This window comes from Kribbella sp. NPDC048837, assembly GCF_055586945.1.
In genome coordinates, this window is record NZ_JBVJHF010000002.1 from 800,702 (window position 1) to 814,994 (window position 14,293).

Annotated in this window: 10 protein-coding genes; 3 read left to right on the top strand and 7 right to left on the bottom strand. The window is 69.5% G+C overall.

Translation table 11 applies throughout. The features are described from left to right. Nucleotides 1–27: 27 nt before the first annotated feature. Both ACZ6O0_RS11780 and ACZ6O0_RS11785 read right to left on the bottom strand, forming a co-directional pair. Complete coding sequence (locus ACZ6O0_RS11780) at nt 28–1,353, bottom strand: cytochrome P450 (protein ID WP_465764812.1); 1,326 nt, start codon at nt 1,351–1,353, stop codon at nt 28–30. Nucleotides 1,354–1,627: 274 nt separating this feature from the next. Continuing rightward, a complete protein-coding gene (locus ACZ6O0_RS11785) occupies nt 1,628–4,648 on the bottom strand; it encodes an alpha-mannosidase (RefSeq protein ID WP_465764813.1) in 3,021 nt (1,006 codons plus the stop codon). Between the two features lie 189 nt (nt 4,649–4,837). Between ACZ6O0_RS11785 and ACZ6O0_RS11790 the strand changes: the two genes are divergently transcribed. Continuing rightward, complete coding sequence (locus ACZ6O0_RS11790) at nt 4,838–5,875, top strand: TAXI family TRAP transporter solute-binding subunit (protein ID WP_465764814.1); 1,038 nt, start codon at nt 4,838–4,840, stop codon at nt 5,873–5,875. 24 nt (nt 5,876–5,899) lie between these two features. On the opposite strand, the gene ACZ6O0_RS11795 is transcribed toward ACZ6O0_RS11790, so the two are convergent. Next, entirely contained in the window at nt 5,900–7,273 is a 1,374-nt protein-coding gene (locus ACZ6O0_RS11795; RefSeq protein ID WP_465764815.1) for a sensor histidine kinase, read from the bottom strand. A 3-nt stretch (nt 7,274–7,276) separates the two neighbouring features. Continuing rightward, complete coding sequence (locus tag ACZ6O0_RS11800; RefSeq protein ID WP_012918592.1) at nt 7,277–7,942, bottom strand: response regulator transcription factor; 666 nt, start codon at nt 7,940–7,942, stop codon at nt 7,277–7,279. A gap of 118 nt (nt 7,943–8,060) precedes the next feature. Between ACZ6O0_RS11800 and ACZ6O0_RS11805 the strand changes: the two genes are divergently transcribed. Together ACZ6O0_RS11805 and ACZ6O0_RS11810 are read left to right on the top strand one after the other, a co-directional pair. Further along, entirely contained in the window at nt 8,061–10,088 is a 2,028-nt protein-coding gene (locus ACZ6O0_RS11805) for a TRAP transporter permease (protein ID WP_465764816.1), read from the top strand. Beyond that, entirely contained in the window at nt 10,085–11,062 is a 978-nt protein-coding gene (locus ACZ6O0_RS11810; protein ID WP_465764817.1) for a TAXI family TRAP transporter solute-binding subunit, read from the top strand. Before ACZ6O0_RS11805 ends, ACZ6O0_RS11810 begins: the two co-directional genes overlap by 4 nt. A 183-nt stretch (nt 11,063–11,245) precedes the next feature. Here ACZ6O0_RS11810 and ACZ6O0_RS11815 read toward each other — a convergent pair whose 3' ends face one another. From ACZ6O0_RS11815 to ACZ6O0_RS11825, 3 genes are all read right to left on the bottom strand, one after another. Further along, entirely contained in the window at nt 11,246–11,911 is a 666-nt protein-coding gene (locus ACZ6O0_RS11815) for a hypothetical protein (RefSeq protein WP_465764818.1), read from the bottom strand. 130 nt (nt 11,912–12,041) lie between these two features. Then, entirely contained in the window at nt 12,042–13,076 is a 1,035-nt protein-coding gene (mgrA, locus tag ACZ6O0_RS11820) for an L-glyceraldehyde 3-phosphate reductase (protein WP_465764819.1), read from the bottom strand. Between the two features lie 95 nt (nt 13,077–13,171). After that, on the bottom strand, nt 13,172–14,182 hold the full coding sequence (locus ACZ6O0_RS11825) for a phosphotransferase family protein (RefSeq protein WP_465764820.1): 1,011 nt from the start codon (nt 14,180–14,182) through the stop codon (nt 13,172–13,174). Between the last annotated feature and the right edge of the window lie 111 nt (nt 14,183–14,293).

Genomic DNA, 14,293 nt, shown 5'->3' on the forward strand with positions numbered 1-14,293 from the left:
GACCGGGGGGACGGATACCTGGGGCGGCTATCTGCGGGTGACGGTTACCTTGGCTCCGCCGCGGGGGACCAGGGTGACGTTCTTGGCTTGGGCGGGTTCTGGTTTGGGGTCGGGGGCGGTGAAGTTGTAGGCGGCCAGGGCGGCGCGGAGGATCTCGGTGCCTTCCATCAGGGAGAAGCCGGCTCCGATGCACCGCCTCGCCCCGCCGCCGAACGGGATCCAGGTGCCGGGCGCCGGCGGGTCGTCGGACAGGAAGCGCTGCGGCCGGAACTCCTTCGGCACCGGGAAGTGTTCGCCGTCCCGGTGGACCAGGCCGATCGCGGCCATGATCGTCGTCCCGCGCGGCAGCCGGTAGCCGGCGATGTCCGTGGTCTCGGTGAGCCGCCGGCCGACCTGGTACACGACCGGGTGCAGCCGCATCGCCTCCTTGACGATCGCCTCCAGCTCGTCGTCGGCGCCGGCGTCCGCGGCCCGCTGACCGAACGCCAGGTCCTCCGGACTCCGGGCCAGCTCGTGGAACGCCCAGGCCAGCGCGGTCGCGGTCGTCTCGTGCCCGGCCAGCAGCAGCGTGACCAGCTGGTCCCGCAGTTCCTCGTCCGTCCAGTTGCCGGCGGCAAGCAGTCGTGAGAGTACGTCGTTGCGCCCGGCAAGATCCCCGCGCCGCTTCGCGATCTCGTCGTACAGGATCTCGTCGACCTGCTGCTGGATCTCCAGGTACGAGCGCCAGGGCCGGATCCGGAGCAGCGCCGGGTAGAACCCGCCCAGCATGATCACCGGCGACACCGAGACGATCTTGTCCAGCAACGGCCGCAGCAACGCCAGCCGGTCGGAGTCCGTCACGCCGAAGATGACCTGGAGGATGATCTCCAGCGTCAGGTTCCGCATCCGTTGGTGGACCTTGAACGGCGTACCGGTCGTCCAGGTCGCGACCTCGGCCTGCGCCAGCTCGTGCACCATCCCGGCGTACCCGCGCAGGGCCTGGCCGGAGAAGGCCGGCATCAGCTGCCTGCGCATCCGGACATGATCGTCGTCGTCCAGGAGCAGCAGGGAATGCGAGCCCATGATCGGCTCGAGCACGGTGTTGCCCTCGCCCGCGTGCATCACCGCCGGCGGGCTGCCGAAGACCTCGCGGATGTGGTCCCGCCGGCTCAGTACGACGCAGACGCGACTCGACGGGACCAGGCGGATCGTGAACACATCGCCGTACTTCTCCCGCATCCGTGGGAAGAACGTCCGGCGGTGGCTCGCGAACAGCACGGTCTGGGCCAGCGTGGGCAGGCGCGGACCGGGCGGGAGCGTGCGCGCCGTCTGCCGGTCGAGCGTCCGGGCACCGAGCAAGGGTGTCGAAGCCATACCTTCACGCTACGTCAGGCGGGTGAACACCGGGCATCGAACGCGACAAGGGCTGCGACGACGCACGGCGGCTGATCGTCGCGCACGGGATCGTCCAGCTCGTGGCAGCCGCAGCCCACTGACTCGGCACCGCCGCCATCGGCCGGACGTCCGGGCTGGTCCAAAGAACACCCGCGCCCGGCGCCGCGAAAGCGGCGCCGGGCGCGGGGTGTTGGACGACGCGAGCTTCCCGGATGACGGAACGCCGGAGCCCGGCCGGTGGGTCGGTTGGTGCCTAGGAGCGGTGGAAGCGGAGGGTGAGGATCTGGAAGGGGCGGAGTTCGAAGGAGACTGCGCCGTCCGTCAGGTCGCGGTCGGCCAGGTGGCGTTCGAGGAGGTCTACCTCGGTGACCGACGTGGTGGTGAAGGACGGGGTGATGGTGGCGCGGGAGCGGCCGCCGGAGGACTCGTAGAGGCGGACGACGACGTCGCCGGACTGGTCGTCAGCGAGCTTCACTGCCTCGACGATCACGTTGTCGTTGTCGATGGCAACGAGCGGCTCGGTGCCCTCGGCCCCGGTGACGACCCGCTCGGGCAGGTTGATCCGGTAGCCCTCCTCGATCGCCTCCGGAATCCCGGCGCCGACCACCAGCGCGTGGTTGACGGTGTGCACGCCCTGGTCGGTCTGCGGGTCGGGGAACCGCGGCGCCCGGATCAGCGAGGTCCGGATCGTGGTCGTGGTCCCGCCGTCCTCACGGGCGGTCCGGTTCACGTCGTGGCCGTAGGTCGAGTCGTTGACGACGGCAACGCCGTACCCGGGCTCGCCGACGTGCACCCAGCGGTGCGCCGCGATCTCGAACTTCGCCGCGTCCCACGAGGTGTTCTGGTGGGTCGGCCGGAAGATGTGCCCGAACTGCGTCTCCGACGCCGACCGGTCGGCGTGCACATCGACCGGGTACGCCGCCTTGAGGAACTTCTCCGCCTCGTGCCAGTCGATCGTGGTCTCGATGTCGACCCGCTTCGCGCCCGGCCGCAGCCGCAGCGTTTGGGTCACGCGGGACCGGTTGAACGACCGCGTCACGACCACGGTCGCGACCCCTTCGACGGTGCTGAAGTCGACACTGTCGACCTCGGTCACGTCCCGGACGTTGTTCTTGTAGAACGAGTCGACGTCCCACGCGTCCCAGTTGTTCGGGGTGTCCACGTGCAGCTGCAGAAGGTTGCCCGCGGCACCTGGCGCGATCACCTCGCGGCGGGCCTCGACGTCGTACAGCGAGGTGATCAGACCGCGCTCGTCGATGGTGACCCGGATCAGCCCGTTGTCCAGTACGCCGTTCTCGACCGTCACCGACTGGCCTTCGCCGGCCGCGATCCCGGCGCCCAGACCGGCGACCCCGTTGCGCCCGTGCGGAGCGGCGTTGAACACGATCTGCGCGTCACCGGAGCCGGCCAGCGCCTGCTGGGCCGTCGCGATGATCGCCTCGAGCTCCTGGGCCAGCGCCGCGTACGTCGCCTCGGCCTCGCGGTGCACCCACGAGATCGACGAGCCCGGCAGGATGTCGTGGAACTGGTTCAGCAGCACGGCCTTCCAGATCCGGTCCAGGTCCTCGTACGGGTACGCGTCCAGCTTGCCAGCGACCACGGCCGCGGCGGACCACAGCTCGGCCTCGCGGAGCAGGTGCTCGCTGCGCCGGTTGCCCTGCTTGGTCTTGGCCTGCGAGGTGTAGGTGGCGCGGTGGATCTCCAGGTAGAGCTCACCGGACCAGACCGGCGCGTGGCCGGCGTACTCGTCCTCGGCGGCGCTGAAGAACTCGGTCGGGGACTCGATCGTCACCCGCGGCGAGGACTCCAGGTTCGCCACCCGGCGAGCGGTCGCGACGAACTCGCGGGTGGGGCCGCCACCGCCGTCGCCGTACCCGAACGGGACCAGCGAGCGGGTCGCGGCGCCGTTCTCGGCGAAGTTGCGCTGCGCGTGCGCGAGCTCCCGGCCGGACAGGTCGGAGTTGTACGTGTCGATCGGCGGGAAGTGGGTGAACACCCGGGTGCCGTCGAGGCCCTCCCACCAGAAGGTGTGGTGCGGGAACCGGTTCTCCTTGTTCCAGGAGATCTTCTGGGTCAGGAACCACTTCGACCCGGACAGCTTCACCAGCTGCGGCAGCGCCGCGGTGTAGCCGAACGAGTCCGGCAGCCAGACCTCCTGGGTGTCGATCCCGTACTCGTCCAGGAAGAACTTCTTGCCGTGCACGAACTGCCGGGCGAGCGCCTCGCTGCCGGGCAGGTTGGTGTCGGACTCGACCCACATGCCGCCGACCGGGACGATGGTGCCGTCGGCAACGGCCTTCTTCAGCCGCTCCCAGACCGCCGGGTAGTTGTCCTTCACCCAGGCGTGCTGCTGGGCCTGCGAGAACGCGAAGACGAGCTCCGGGTACTCCTCGGCCAGGGTGGCGACGTTGGAGACCGTCCGGGCCACCTTGCGCCGGGTCTCGCGCAGCGGCCAGAGCCAGGCCGAGTCGATGTGCGCGTGCCCGACCGCGGACAGCTGGTGCGCGCTGGCGTGCGCCGGCCGGCTCAGTACGTCGGTCAGCTGCGCGCGGGCGTCCGCCGCGGTGCCGGCCACGTTCTCGTAGTCCAGGGCGTCCAGCGCGCGGCTCAGCGCCCGCAGGATCTCCCGGCGGCGCGGCTCCTGCAGGGACAGCTGCTCCTGCAGGCCGTTCAGGGCCTCCAGGTCGAGGATCAGGTCCCACACCTCGGCGTTGAACACGGCCACGTCGGCGCGGGTCAGCTGGTAGATCGGCGTGCCGCCCGGCTCGGGCTTGCTGCCGACGTCGGTCGGTGCGAACGCGTTCGACCCGAGCACCTCGGGGTTCGCGGCCGCCTCGACGTAGAACTCGATCCGGTCGCCCGCGTGCGCCGGCGCACCGTCGGGACCGAGGATCGACAGCGGGGCGTAGGTCTGCCGCGGGTGCAGACCCTTCAGCGGTACGCCGGAGGTCGTGTGGACCAGGCCCTCCGCGGAGAAGCCGGGGCCGCCGCTGAAGCCGAGGTCGATGACCGCCTGGATCTCGCTGCCGGCCCACTCGGCCGGCACCTGGCCGCTGAACTTGAACCACGCGGTACCCCAGGCCGGACCCCACGGCAGGCCGATCGCGGCCGGCTCGTAGGTCTGGGCGAGCGCCTCGGCGGGGGACACCGGCTCACCAGGGGCGTGCCACACCTCGATGTCCAGTGGGACCGCCGCGCCGTAGATCGCGGGGCGGATCCGCTCCCGCAGGGCGCGCTGAAGCCGCTCCTCGATGAGTTGACGGTCGTCGTGCACGAAATCATCCTCCGGGGAAGGTCCTCACGCGACCGACGCGGCCGCATGGATGACAACGCTGTCACACCTACCCCTGGCACGTCCAGACACAGTTTCATCGTGGACGATCGCCGTACCTGCGGGTAGCGGTTCGGTTGCGGCCGGGGACGCGGCTACCCCGGAGGCCCGGTTGTTGTCTAGGTTGTCTGCATGGATCGCCCCCGCCTGCTGACCCCTGCCCGGCCGACTGGGATGACCCGGCGCAGCATGCTCGGCTTCAGTGCCGCCGCTGCGTCGGCTCTGCTCGTGCCCGGCTGCTCCCGCGGGCGCGCCGACGAGCCCGCCCCGGCGGAAGCGGCCACGTTCGCGACCGGTAACCAGGGCGGCGTGTACGCCGAGTTCGGCAGCGCGCTGAGCGGACTGGTCAGCGAAGTCACCGGCATGGAGCTCAAGCCGGTCATCACCAACGGCTCGGTCGACAACCTGAAGAAGGTGGCCACCGGCAAGGCCGACCTCGGCTTCGCCACGTCGGACACCGCGCTGGCGGCGTACGAGGGGACTGGACCGTTCGACACCGGCCGGCTGAAGTTCTCCGCGCTGGCCCGGGTGTACGACAACTATGTCCACGTCGTCGTGCCGATGGCCTCGAACGCGTCGAGCCTCCGCGACCTGAACCAGAAGGATCCGGAGAAGCCGCCCCTGGTCGTCAGCGTCGGCCCGTCCACCTCCGGCACCAGGGTCGTCGCGGACCTGATCCTCGAGGCGGCGGGCGTCAAGGTGACGAAGAAGTACCTGACGCTGGAAGACGCGGTCACGCAGTTGGAGGACAAGGCCAACGGCAAGAACCCCAAGGGGATCGACGCGCTGATCTGGAGTGGTGGCATACCGACCGACCCGATCAAGGATCTGCAGAAGAGCATCGGGTTCCGGCTGCTCGACATCGGCACGGTGGCCGAGACGATCGCGCTCAAGAAGTTCGGCGGCTATGTGGTGTCGTCGATCCCACCCTCGCAGTACGGGCTGGCCAGCTCGGTGGCGACGCTGGCGATCCCGAACTACCTGGTGGCCAAGCCGACCCTGTCGGACTCGTGGGCCTGGTGGACGGTCAACACGCTGTTCCGTCGGCAGAACGACCTGGTCAAGGACCACCCTGAGGCCGGCGCCCTGGACCCGCGATCGGCGATCGCGACGATGCCGATCCCGCTGCACGCCGCCGCCGAACGCTGGTACCGCAACAACCACATCTGACCCGCCCCGGCGGGTGGGGCGGGATCAGGCGTCGTAGTCGTCGATCAGGGGGACGCGGACCTCGATCACCAGGCCGCCGCCGATCGGCGGGCGGGCGACCACGCGGCCGCCGACCCGGGCCGCCTCGGAGCGGACGATCGCCAGCCCCAGACCGGTACCGGGCATCTCCCGGTGGTGCGCGCTGCGCCAGAACCGCTCGCCGACCTTCTTCAGGTCGCGGGACCCGAGCCCGAGCCCGTGGTCGCGCACCGACATGACCACCTCGGTGCCGTCCCGGGTCACCGAGACCTCGACCGGCGGAGCGCCGTACTTGGACGCGTTGTCGAGCAGGACGTCGAGGATGTCGTCGACCTCGAGCTCCGGCGCGACCCCGCCCGGCACCATCTCGCCGGTGATCAGTTCCAGGTCGTCGGCGGCGTACACGGCCTTCCAGCCGACCAGCCGCTCCTTCACCGCCTGGGCCAGGTCCAGCGGCTCTTCGTTGCCCTCGGCATCGGCTCCCGGACGGTCCGAGCCGGCCAGCCGGGACAGCCGCTGGACGATCCGGCCGAGCCGGTCGATGTCGCTGAGCGCGAACCGGGCGGTCGGCGACAGCCGGGACAGGCCCTCGATGTGGATCCGGGCCGAGGTCAGCGGCGTCCGCAGCTGGTGCGACGCGTCCGCGACGAACTCCCGCTCCCGCTGGCGGGCCTGGTGCAGGCTGAGTGCCATCGAGTTGAAGCTGTCACCGAGCCGGCGCAGTTCGGGGGCACGGCCGTCGGTCGAGACCCGGGTGTCGAGCGCGCCACGGGTGATCTGGTGGGTCGCGTTGTCCAGGTCCTTCAGCGGCCGCAGCACCCAGCGGGTGATCGGCCGGACGATACCGATGATGATCGCGCCGATGCTGATCAGCAGGCCGCCGAGGAGCAGCAGCAGACCGCGCTGCACCTGGTCACGGGACTTCTCCGTCGGCACCCGCAGTACGGCGGCACCGAGCACGCTGCCGTTGTTGACGACCGGGCGGGACACGATCATCTCGCCGGAACGCCACGGCCACAGGGCCGGCGGCTCGGCCGGCAACCGCCCGGCCAGCGTGCTGTGCAGTGCGGCCTCGATGTCCGGTTCCTTCACGTTCACGCCGGAGACAGAGGTGGCGACCACCCGGGAGTCGACGTCGACCACGAAGACCGGGGTGTTGTAGAGCTCGTGGTACCGGACGGCCAGCTCACGCAGGTTCGCGATGTCGCCGGTCTGCAGGGGGGACTCCGCCATCGTGGCGAACCAGTCCGCGTCGTTGCTGCGGGACAGGAAGAGGGTGCGCGACGCGCTGGTGGCGATGTAGTTCGCCAGCGGCACGACGGCGACGATGGCGAGCGCGACCACCATCGGAACGAGGGACTGCAGCAGGCGACGGCGCAACGGTCAGTCCGAACCCAGGCGGTAGCCGACACCGCGGATCGTCTGCACCAGCTCCGGCCGGCCGAGCTTGGCGCGCAGGCTGGCCACGTGCACGTCCATGGTGCGCGAGGACGCCTCGAACACGGACTGCCAGGCGTACAGCGCGACTTGTTCCCGAGGGACCACCCGGCCGTGGTGAGCGGCCAGCACAGCTAGCACGTCGAACTCCTTGCGGGTCAGACTGATGGGCTTGTCCGCGACCTGTACGGTCCGGGCCTCGATGTCCACGGTCAGGTCGCCGACAGTCACCCGGGGGCGGGGCTGCAAGAGGCCGGTACGACGAAGTACAGCATCGATACGGGCCAGCAGCTCGGAAATCGCGAACGGTTTCACCACATAGTCGTCCGCGCCGCTGCGCAACCCGCGCACCCGGTCGGCCGCCTCGCCCCGCGCGGTCACGGCGATCACCGGGACGTCGGAGACCGTCCGGATCTGCCGGCACACGTTGATGCCGTCCCCGTCCGGCAGCCCGAGGTCCAGCAGGACCAGGTCACCGGGGTCCGCCGCGAGGGCGTCCGCGGCCGTCCGGACATGCGTCACCATCAGGCCGTAGCGCCGCAACGCGGGTATCAGGGCATTGGCGATATCGAGATCGTCCTCGACCAACAGAATCCGTACCGCGCCACTCATGCGGTGATCGTAGGCCAGGAGGCGCTCATGTGTGTCAGATCTTGGTAAAGACGTAATCACGTGACTCCACCCAGTGTTCGCCGACACTAGCCTTCCGGACACGGGAAGGAATCGATCGATGACTGTCGGTGTCGGCACGGGGGGCGGTACGACCGCGCCCTCCGACGAAGAGCTCGCCGAGTACGAGCAAGAACGACCTGCTCGGCGGCTTCGGCCTGCCCTGGACCTGGTGATGTCGGTCTGGTGCGCGATCATCAGCGTCGGCGTCCTCGCCCAGGTGTTCTTCCCATTACCACAAGGCACGCAGTTTTACCTGGTGATCTTTCTCGCAGTGGTTCTGCCGATCACGCTGCTCTGTTACCGCGGCTGGAAGGTCCCGGCGTTCCTCAATCCGCTGCAGCCGCGGCCGGGGGACGACCCGGGCATCACCGACTGGATCCTGGCCGTCGTCGCGTTCGCGGTCTGCATCTATCCGCTCGTCGACTTCGACGGCTATCTCGAACGGCGGCAGACGCCGACCGGGCTGGACGTGCTGGCGGGTGCTCTGCTGCTGATCCTGCTGCTCGAGGCCTGCCGTCGTACGACCGGCTGGGTGCTGCCGGCGTTCAGCCTGCTGTTCATCGCGTACGCGTACTACGGCGGCTACCTGCCCTACACCTGGTCGCTGGCGCACCAGGGCTTCAACTTCGACGCGATCATCGCGCAGTTCACCATGGGTACGGCGGGGTTCTACGGGACGCCGTTGAGTGTCGCGGCCGGCTACATCGTGCTGTTCACCATCTACGGTGCGGTGCTCGACTACTCCGGCGCCGGCAAGTTCTTCATCGACCTGTCCTTCGCCGCCTTCAAGCGCAGCCGTACGGCGCCCGGCCGCACGGTCACCCTGGCCGGCTTCCTGCTCGGTAGCGTGTCGGGTTCGGGGACAGCGACCGCCGTCTCGCTCGGCACCGTGTCCTGGCCGATCCTGCGCCGGGCCGGCTACCCGGCCGAACCGGCGGGTGGAATGCTCGCCGCGTCCGGCATCGGCGCGATCCTGTCGCCGCCGACCCTCGGCGCGGCCGCGTTCATCATCGCCGAGTTCCTGCAGGTGTCCTACCTCAAGGTGCTCGGGTACGCCGTGATCCCGACGATCCTGTACTACCTCGGGATCCTGCTGGCGATCGAGATCGACGCCCGCAAGCACGGGACGACGTCGGCCGAGACCTCGACGGACTCGGCGCTGCGGTTGCTGCTGCGGTTCGGGTACCACTTCCTCTCGCTGTTCGTGATCATCGGCTTCATGGTGGTCGACGTACCGCCGTTCAAGGCCGTGGTCTACGCGGTGATCATCCAGTTCGGGCTGTCGTTCCTGGATCGCGAGCACCGGCTCACCGCCGGGCGGCTGTTCAAGGCGCTTGCCCAGGGCACCCGTTCGGTGCTGCCGGTGGCGGCGACCTGTGCGACCGCGGGCGTGATCGTCGCGGTCACCACGCAGACCGGCCTCGGGCTGAACCTGGCCGAGATCATCGTCGGGGCCGCCCGCGGACTGACCGACAACCACACCGTGGTGCTGATCCTGACCGTCGTGCTGTCGGGGTTCGCCGTACTGATCCTCGGACTCGCGGTGCCGGTGACCGCGTCGTTCATCATCGCCGCGGTGATCATCGCGCCGGCGCTCGTCCAGCTCGGCGTGACGCAGCCCGAGGCGTACATGTTCATCTTCTACTACGCCGTACTCTCCGAGGTCTCGCCGCCGACCGCGCTGGCCGCGGTGGCCACGGCCGCGATCACCGGCGGCAAGGTGATGCCAACGATGTGGCAGGCGTGGAAGTACACGCTGCCGGCGTTCCTGGTGCCGTTCGCGTTCGTGCTCACCGACAACGGCGCACACCTGCTCGGTCAGGGATCGTTCGCCGGCATGGTCTGGACGCTGCTGGTGTCGATGCTGGCCGTCGCCGCGCTGGCCGTGGTGACCGGCGGCTGGATCGTCGTCCGGACCGGGTGGCTGGAGCGGGCGGTGGGCGTACCGGCCTCGCTGCTGCTGCTTTACCTCGCGCCCGTAACCATCACGGCCGGAATCTGTTTGCTACTTGTTGCCGTCGTCATCAATCTGGTCCGGCGGCAACGCCTGGCCGCCGCCCCGAAGGAAGGACCCGTCAGGTCATGAGACTCCGTCGCCTCCCCACCGCCGTGGTGGCGCTCGCCGCTGTCGTCTCGCTGGTCGCCTGTGGAGGTCAGCGTGAACCCGCCGGCACCGGCACGGCCGACGGCGGCCGGCTGACCATTGCCACCGGCAACACCACCGGTGTGTACTACCAGCTCGGCGGTGCGCTGGCCTCGGTGATCTCGCAGAAGGTCACCGGCTACCGGGCGACCGCGAGCGAGACGGGAGCCTCGGTGCAGAACGTGCAGGGCCTGGTGGCGGGGAACTACGACATCGCGTTCTCCCTCGGCGACACCGCGGCCGACGCGGTCAAGGGCGTGAACAGCTTCAAGGTGCCGCAGGACGTGGTCGCGCTGACCCGGCTGTACAACAACTACACGCAGGTCGCCGTACGGACGTCGGCCGGGATCGACTCGATCGCCGACCTGAAGGGCAAACGGGTCTCCACCGGCTCGCCGAACTCCGGCACCGAGGTGATCGCGCGCCGGCTGCTCGAGGCGGCCGGGCTGGACCCGATGCGCGACGTCACCGCCCAGCGGCTCGGCCTGCCGGAGTCGGTGGACGCGATGAAGTCGGGCTCGATCGACGCGCTGGTCTGGTCCGGCGGACTGCCGACCGGCGGCATCACCGACCTGACCACCAGCCTGGGCAAGAACGTGAAGCTCTTGCCGATCGTGGAGCTGCTGCCCAAAATGCAGGAGAAGTACGGCACCATCTACACCCGGGCGCCGATCCCGGCGGCGACGTACAAGCAGCCGGCCGACGTCGCGACGATCATCGTGCCGAACGTGCTGCTGGTCCGGAAGAACATGAAGGACGAGCTCGCCGAGCAGTTGACCAAGGTCATCTACGACAACATGGACGCCCTCGTCGCGGTCAACGCCGCGGCCAAGGGCATCAAGCTGGAGAACGCCGGCAACACCGACCCGGTGCCGTTGCACCCCGGCGCGAAGAAGGCGATCGACGGACTGCAGTAACCCACGGACCGTCCTCCCCCGCACACCAGGCGCAGCGGGGGAGGACGCAAAGGGGCCCACCTCCGCACACCAGGCGCAGCGGGGGGCGGGACCCAGCCGGCCCCCACAACCAGGCGCAGTGAGAGCCGGCAGACCGGGCCCGGCCCCTTCGGAGGCATCCGAGGGGGATCCGGGCCCGGTCACCTACTTCTGGTCGCCCTCGATCTCCTGGTCGTCCTCGATCGGCGTGCCGTAGAGGTAGTGCGAGAGCGCGGAGTCGCGCTTCGGGTGCGCGTGGTACTTCGTCGGTACGACGCGGCCCTCGGCGCTGTCCCACGCGGTGTCGGCCATCCGCCACATCCGGTGCGCCATCCGGCCGGCCATCCCGGTGTGCGGCGAGTACGGATGGGCGCGGGTCGGCGCGACCTCCTCCGCCTCGAGCAGGGTCTCGGTCAGCGCGTTCACGTCCGAGTCGTCGAGGTGCTCGGAGAGGCGCCGGCAGCACTCGGTCTCCATCAGTTCGTGGCGCAGCAGGAGCCGGTCGATCTGCTGCCACAGCTCGTCGTGGTGCAGGTCCACGAACCGGCTGTCGCCGTACTGACGTCCCTTGAGGAACCGCAGCGAGCGCTCCAGTTCCTTCGCGTTGACGACGTACCTGGTGACCAGGTCTCCGCCGTCGGGCAGCCGGCGTACGTGGGGGAGGAGGACATCCTCGGCGGCGGCCAGGTGCTGGGCCGCGATCGCGTAGAACCAGTCGGTCTGGTGCCTGTGCTCAGGATGTGCGGCGGCCGGGTGGTGAGCCGGCTCGGCCAGCTCGCGGATCCGGGCATGTTCGTACGTCAGGGCCATTTCGAGCGTCGAAGCGGTCATGACAACCACCTCCTGGAGGGTCTCTCCCCAGCCTGTGCCCATCGCCGGAGGACCGCAACTACCCGACCCCGCTCCGTGACCTGACCGAACCCCCCTTTCGCGTCGGGGGTCCGGTCAGGCCTTGTGGAGGTCAGGCGTCGGAGCTCTTCTTCCAGAGGTTGATGCCGGCCTCGACGGCGTCGGCGTCGATGGCCTCGAGCTCGTCGGCGGAGAACTTCAGGTTGCGGACCGCGGCCAGGTTGTCCTCGAGCTGGGCGACGCTCGAGGCGCCGATCAGGGCGCTGGTGACCCGGTCGTCGCGCAGGGTCCAGGCGAGCGCGAGCTGCGCGACGGACTGGCCGCGCTCCTTGGCGATCTCGTTCAGCGCGCGGACGTGCTTCAGCGTGTCCTCGGTCAGCGAGTCCGGGTTCAGCGACTTGCCCTGCGCCGCGCGGGAGTCCGCCGGGACACCGTCGAGGTAGCGGTCCGTGAGTACACCCTGCGCCAGCGGCGAGAACGCGATCACGCCGACACCGAGCTCACCGACGGCGTCCAGCAGGTCCTCCTCGATCCAGCGGTTCAGCATCGAGTACGACGGCTGGTGGATCAGCAGCGGCGTGCCCAGCTCCTGCAGGATCCGCGCCGCCTCCCGGGTCCGATCCGCCGAGTACGACGAGATTCCGGCGTACAGCGCCTTGCCCGAGCGCACCGCGGCGTCGAGCGCGCCCATGGTCTCCTCGAGCGGCGTGTCCGGGTCGAACCGGTGCGAGTAGAAGATGTCGACGTACTCGACACCCATCCGGCTCAGCGACTGGTCCAGCGAGGCGAGCAGGTACTTCCGCGAGCCGCCGCCCTGACCGTACGGACCCGGCCACATGTCGTAACCGGCCTTGGTCGACAGGATCAGCTCGTCGCGGTACTGCTTGAAGTCGCGGGCGAAGTGCGTCCCGAAGTTCGTCTCGGCCGAGCCGTACGGCGGGCCGTAGTTGTTCGCCAGGTCGAAGTGCGTGACGCCGAGGTCGAACGCCCGCCGCAGGATGTCGCGCTGCGTGTCGAACGGCTTGTCGTCGCCGAAGTTGTGCCACAGCCCCAGCGAGATCGCGGGCAGCTGCAGCCCACTGCGCCCCGTCCGCCGATAAGCCATCTGGTCGTCATACCGGCCCTCAGCCGCCACATAATCAGTCACGGAACCCCAGTCTGCCCCATGTCACGACAAGTACGAAACCCCTTGTTTTCAAGCAGAAACCCGGGAACTGACAGCCAGAACCCCGCCTTCTTGATCTAGGTCAGCCCCGACCAGGGCTCCGGCGGGCCGGCCGCGAAGAACCTGAGGATCCCAAGCATCCGGCTGGCAGGTGGAGCAGTCCAGTGCCGCTGCCCCGGCCACGGCTCGGCTCTGAGCTTGCCGAGGCCCCAGCTGAGGTGCAGCCACAGGATCGCCGCGGCCAGCTCGTCCTCGCGTACGACGGTCGGCGTGTGGCGGACGTACTCGGGCAAGATCGCCGCGACGTGCTCCAGCGGGAGTTTGGCAAAGTCCACCGCCCGCGGCGCGCACGCAGCGTCACCCCAATCGATCAGCGCGGCCAGCTCACCATCCGGGCCGACCAGAAGGTTGTGCGCAGCAACATCCCCGTGGACCAGAACCTTCCGCTGATCCCGATTGAACCGCCCACCCAGCCGGGTGAACCACCCCGTCAACCACTCCGCCGTACCGGCGTCCAGATACCCACGCTCCGCCAGATCATCAACGGTCTGACACGGATCCCCCCACCCGTCCTCCGGCAGCCCCGGCACGTCCGTCCCCTCAACCCGATGCAACCGCGCCAACTGCTCCGCCAGCCCCCACGGCACCCCCGTCGGCTCACTCCCGTGCACCCGCTCCATCACGACGTACGGCGCCCCGACCACCTCACAACTCGCGTCGTACTCAACCACCGCCGGCGTCAACACCCCCACCCCCCGAGCCACCGGCACAACCGCCACCTCCTTCCGCAAGTCCCCCTCAAACCCACGCCGCGCCACCCGAACAAACAACCCCTCCCCAACCACAAACCCCCGATTGGCCACCCCACCCCCCACCTCCCAAACCCGCCCCACCCCATACCGCCGCCCCACCACCCCCACCTGCGCGAGCACCCCATCCCCCACATCCACCACAGCCCCGCCCGCGCCCTCCACCGCAGCCCCACCCGCGACTTCCACCGCCGACTCGTCCACCGCCGACTCGTCCACCGCCGACTCGTCCACCGCCTCCACAGCAGGCTCGTCCGCCGCCGCAGCTCCACCCGCCATCTGATCCGGAACCCGGCCCACCACCTGCGCCGCAAATCCGTCCGCCTGCTCCGTGAGTCCGTCGTGTGCGTCAGCCGTGAGTTCGTCGCCTTGCAAGCTCTGCCTCCGTCA

What these genes read in the sequence shown, in the direction of transcription:
- ACZ6O0_RS11790 (WP_465764814.1), top strand. Translation starts at nt 4,838, where the DNA reads ATGGATCGCCCCCGCCTGCTGACCCCTGCCCGGCCGACTGGGATGACC.
- ACZ6O0_RS11780 (WP_465764812.1), bottom strand. Translation starts at nt 1,353, where the DNA reads ATGGCTTCGACACCCTTGCTCGGTGCCCGGACGCTCGACCGGCAGACG.
- ACZ6O0_RS11800 (WP_012918592.1), bottom strand. Translation starts at nt 7,942, where the DNA reads ATGAGTGGCGCGGTACGGATTCTGTTGGTCGAGGACGATCTCGATATC.
- ACZ6O0_RS11805 (WP_465764816.1), top strand. Translation starts at nt 8,061, where the DNA reads ATGACTGTCGGTGTCGGCACGGGGGGCGGTACGACCGCGCCCTCCGAC.
- ACZ6O0_RS11825 (WP_465764820.1), bottom strand. Translation starts at nt 14,182, where the DNA reads ATGGCGGGTGGAGCTGCGGCGGCGGACGAGCCTGCTGTGGAGGCGGTG.
- ACZ6O0_RS11810 (WP_465764817.1), top strand. Translation starts at nt 10,085, where the DNA reads ATGAGACTCCGTCGCCTCCCCACCGCCGTGGTGGCGCTCGCCGCTGTC.
- ACZ6O0_RS11815 (WP_465764818.1), bottom strand. Translation starts at nt 11,911, where the DNA reads ATGACCGCTTCGACGCTCGAAATGGCCCTGACGTACGAACATGCCCGG.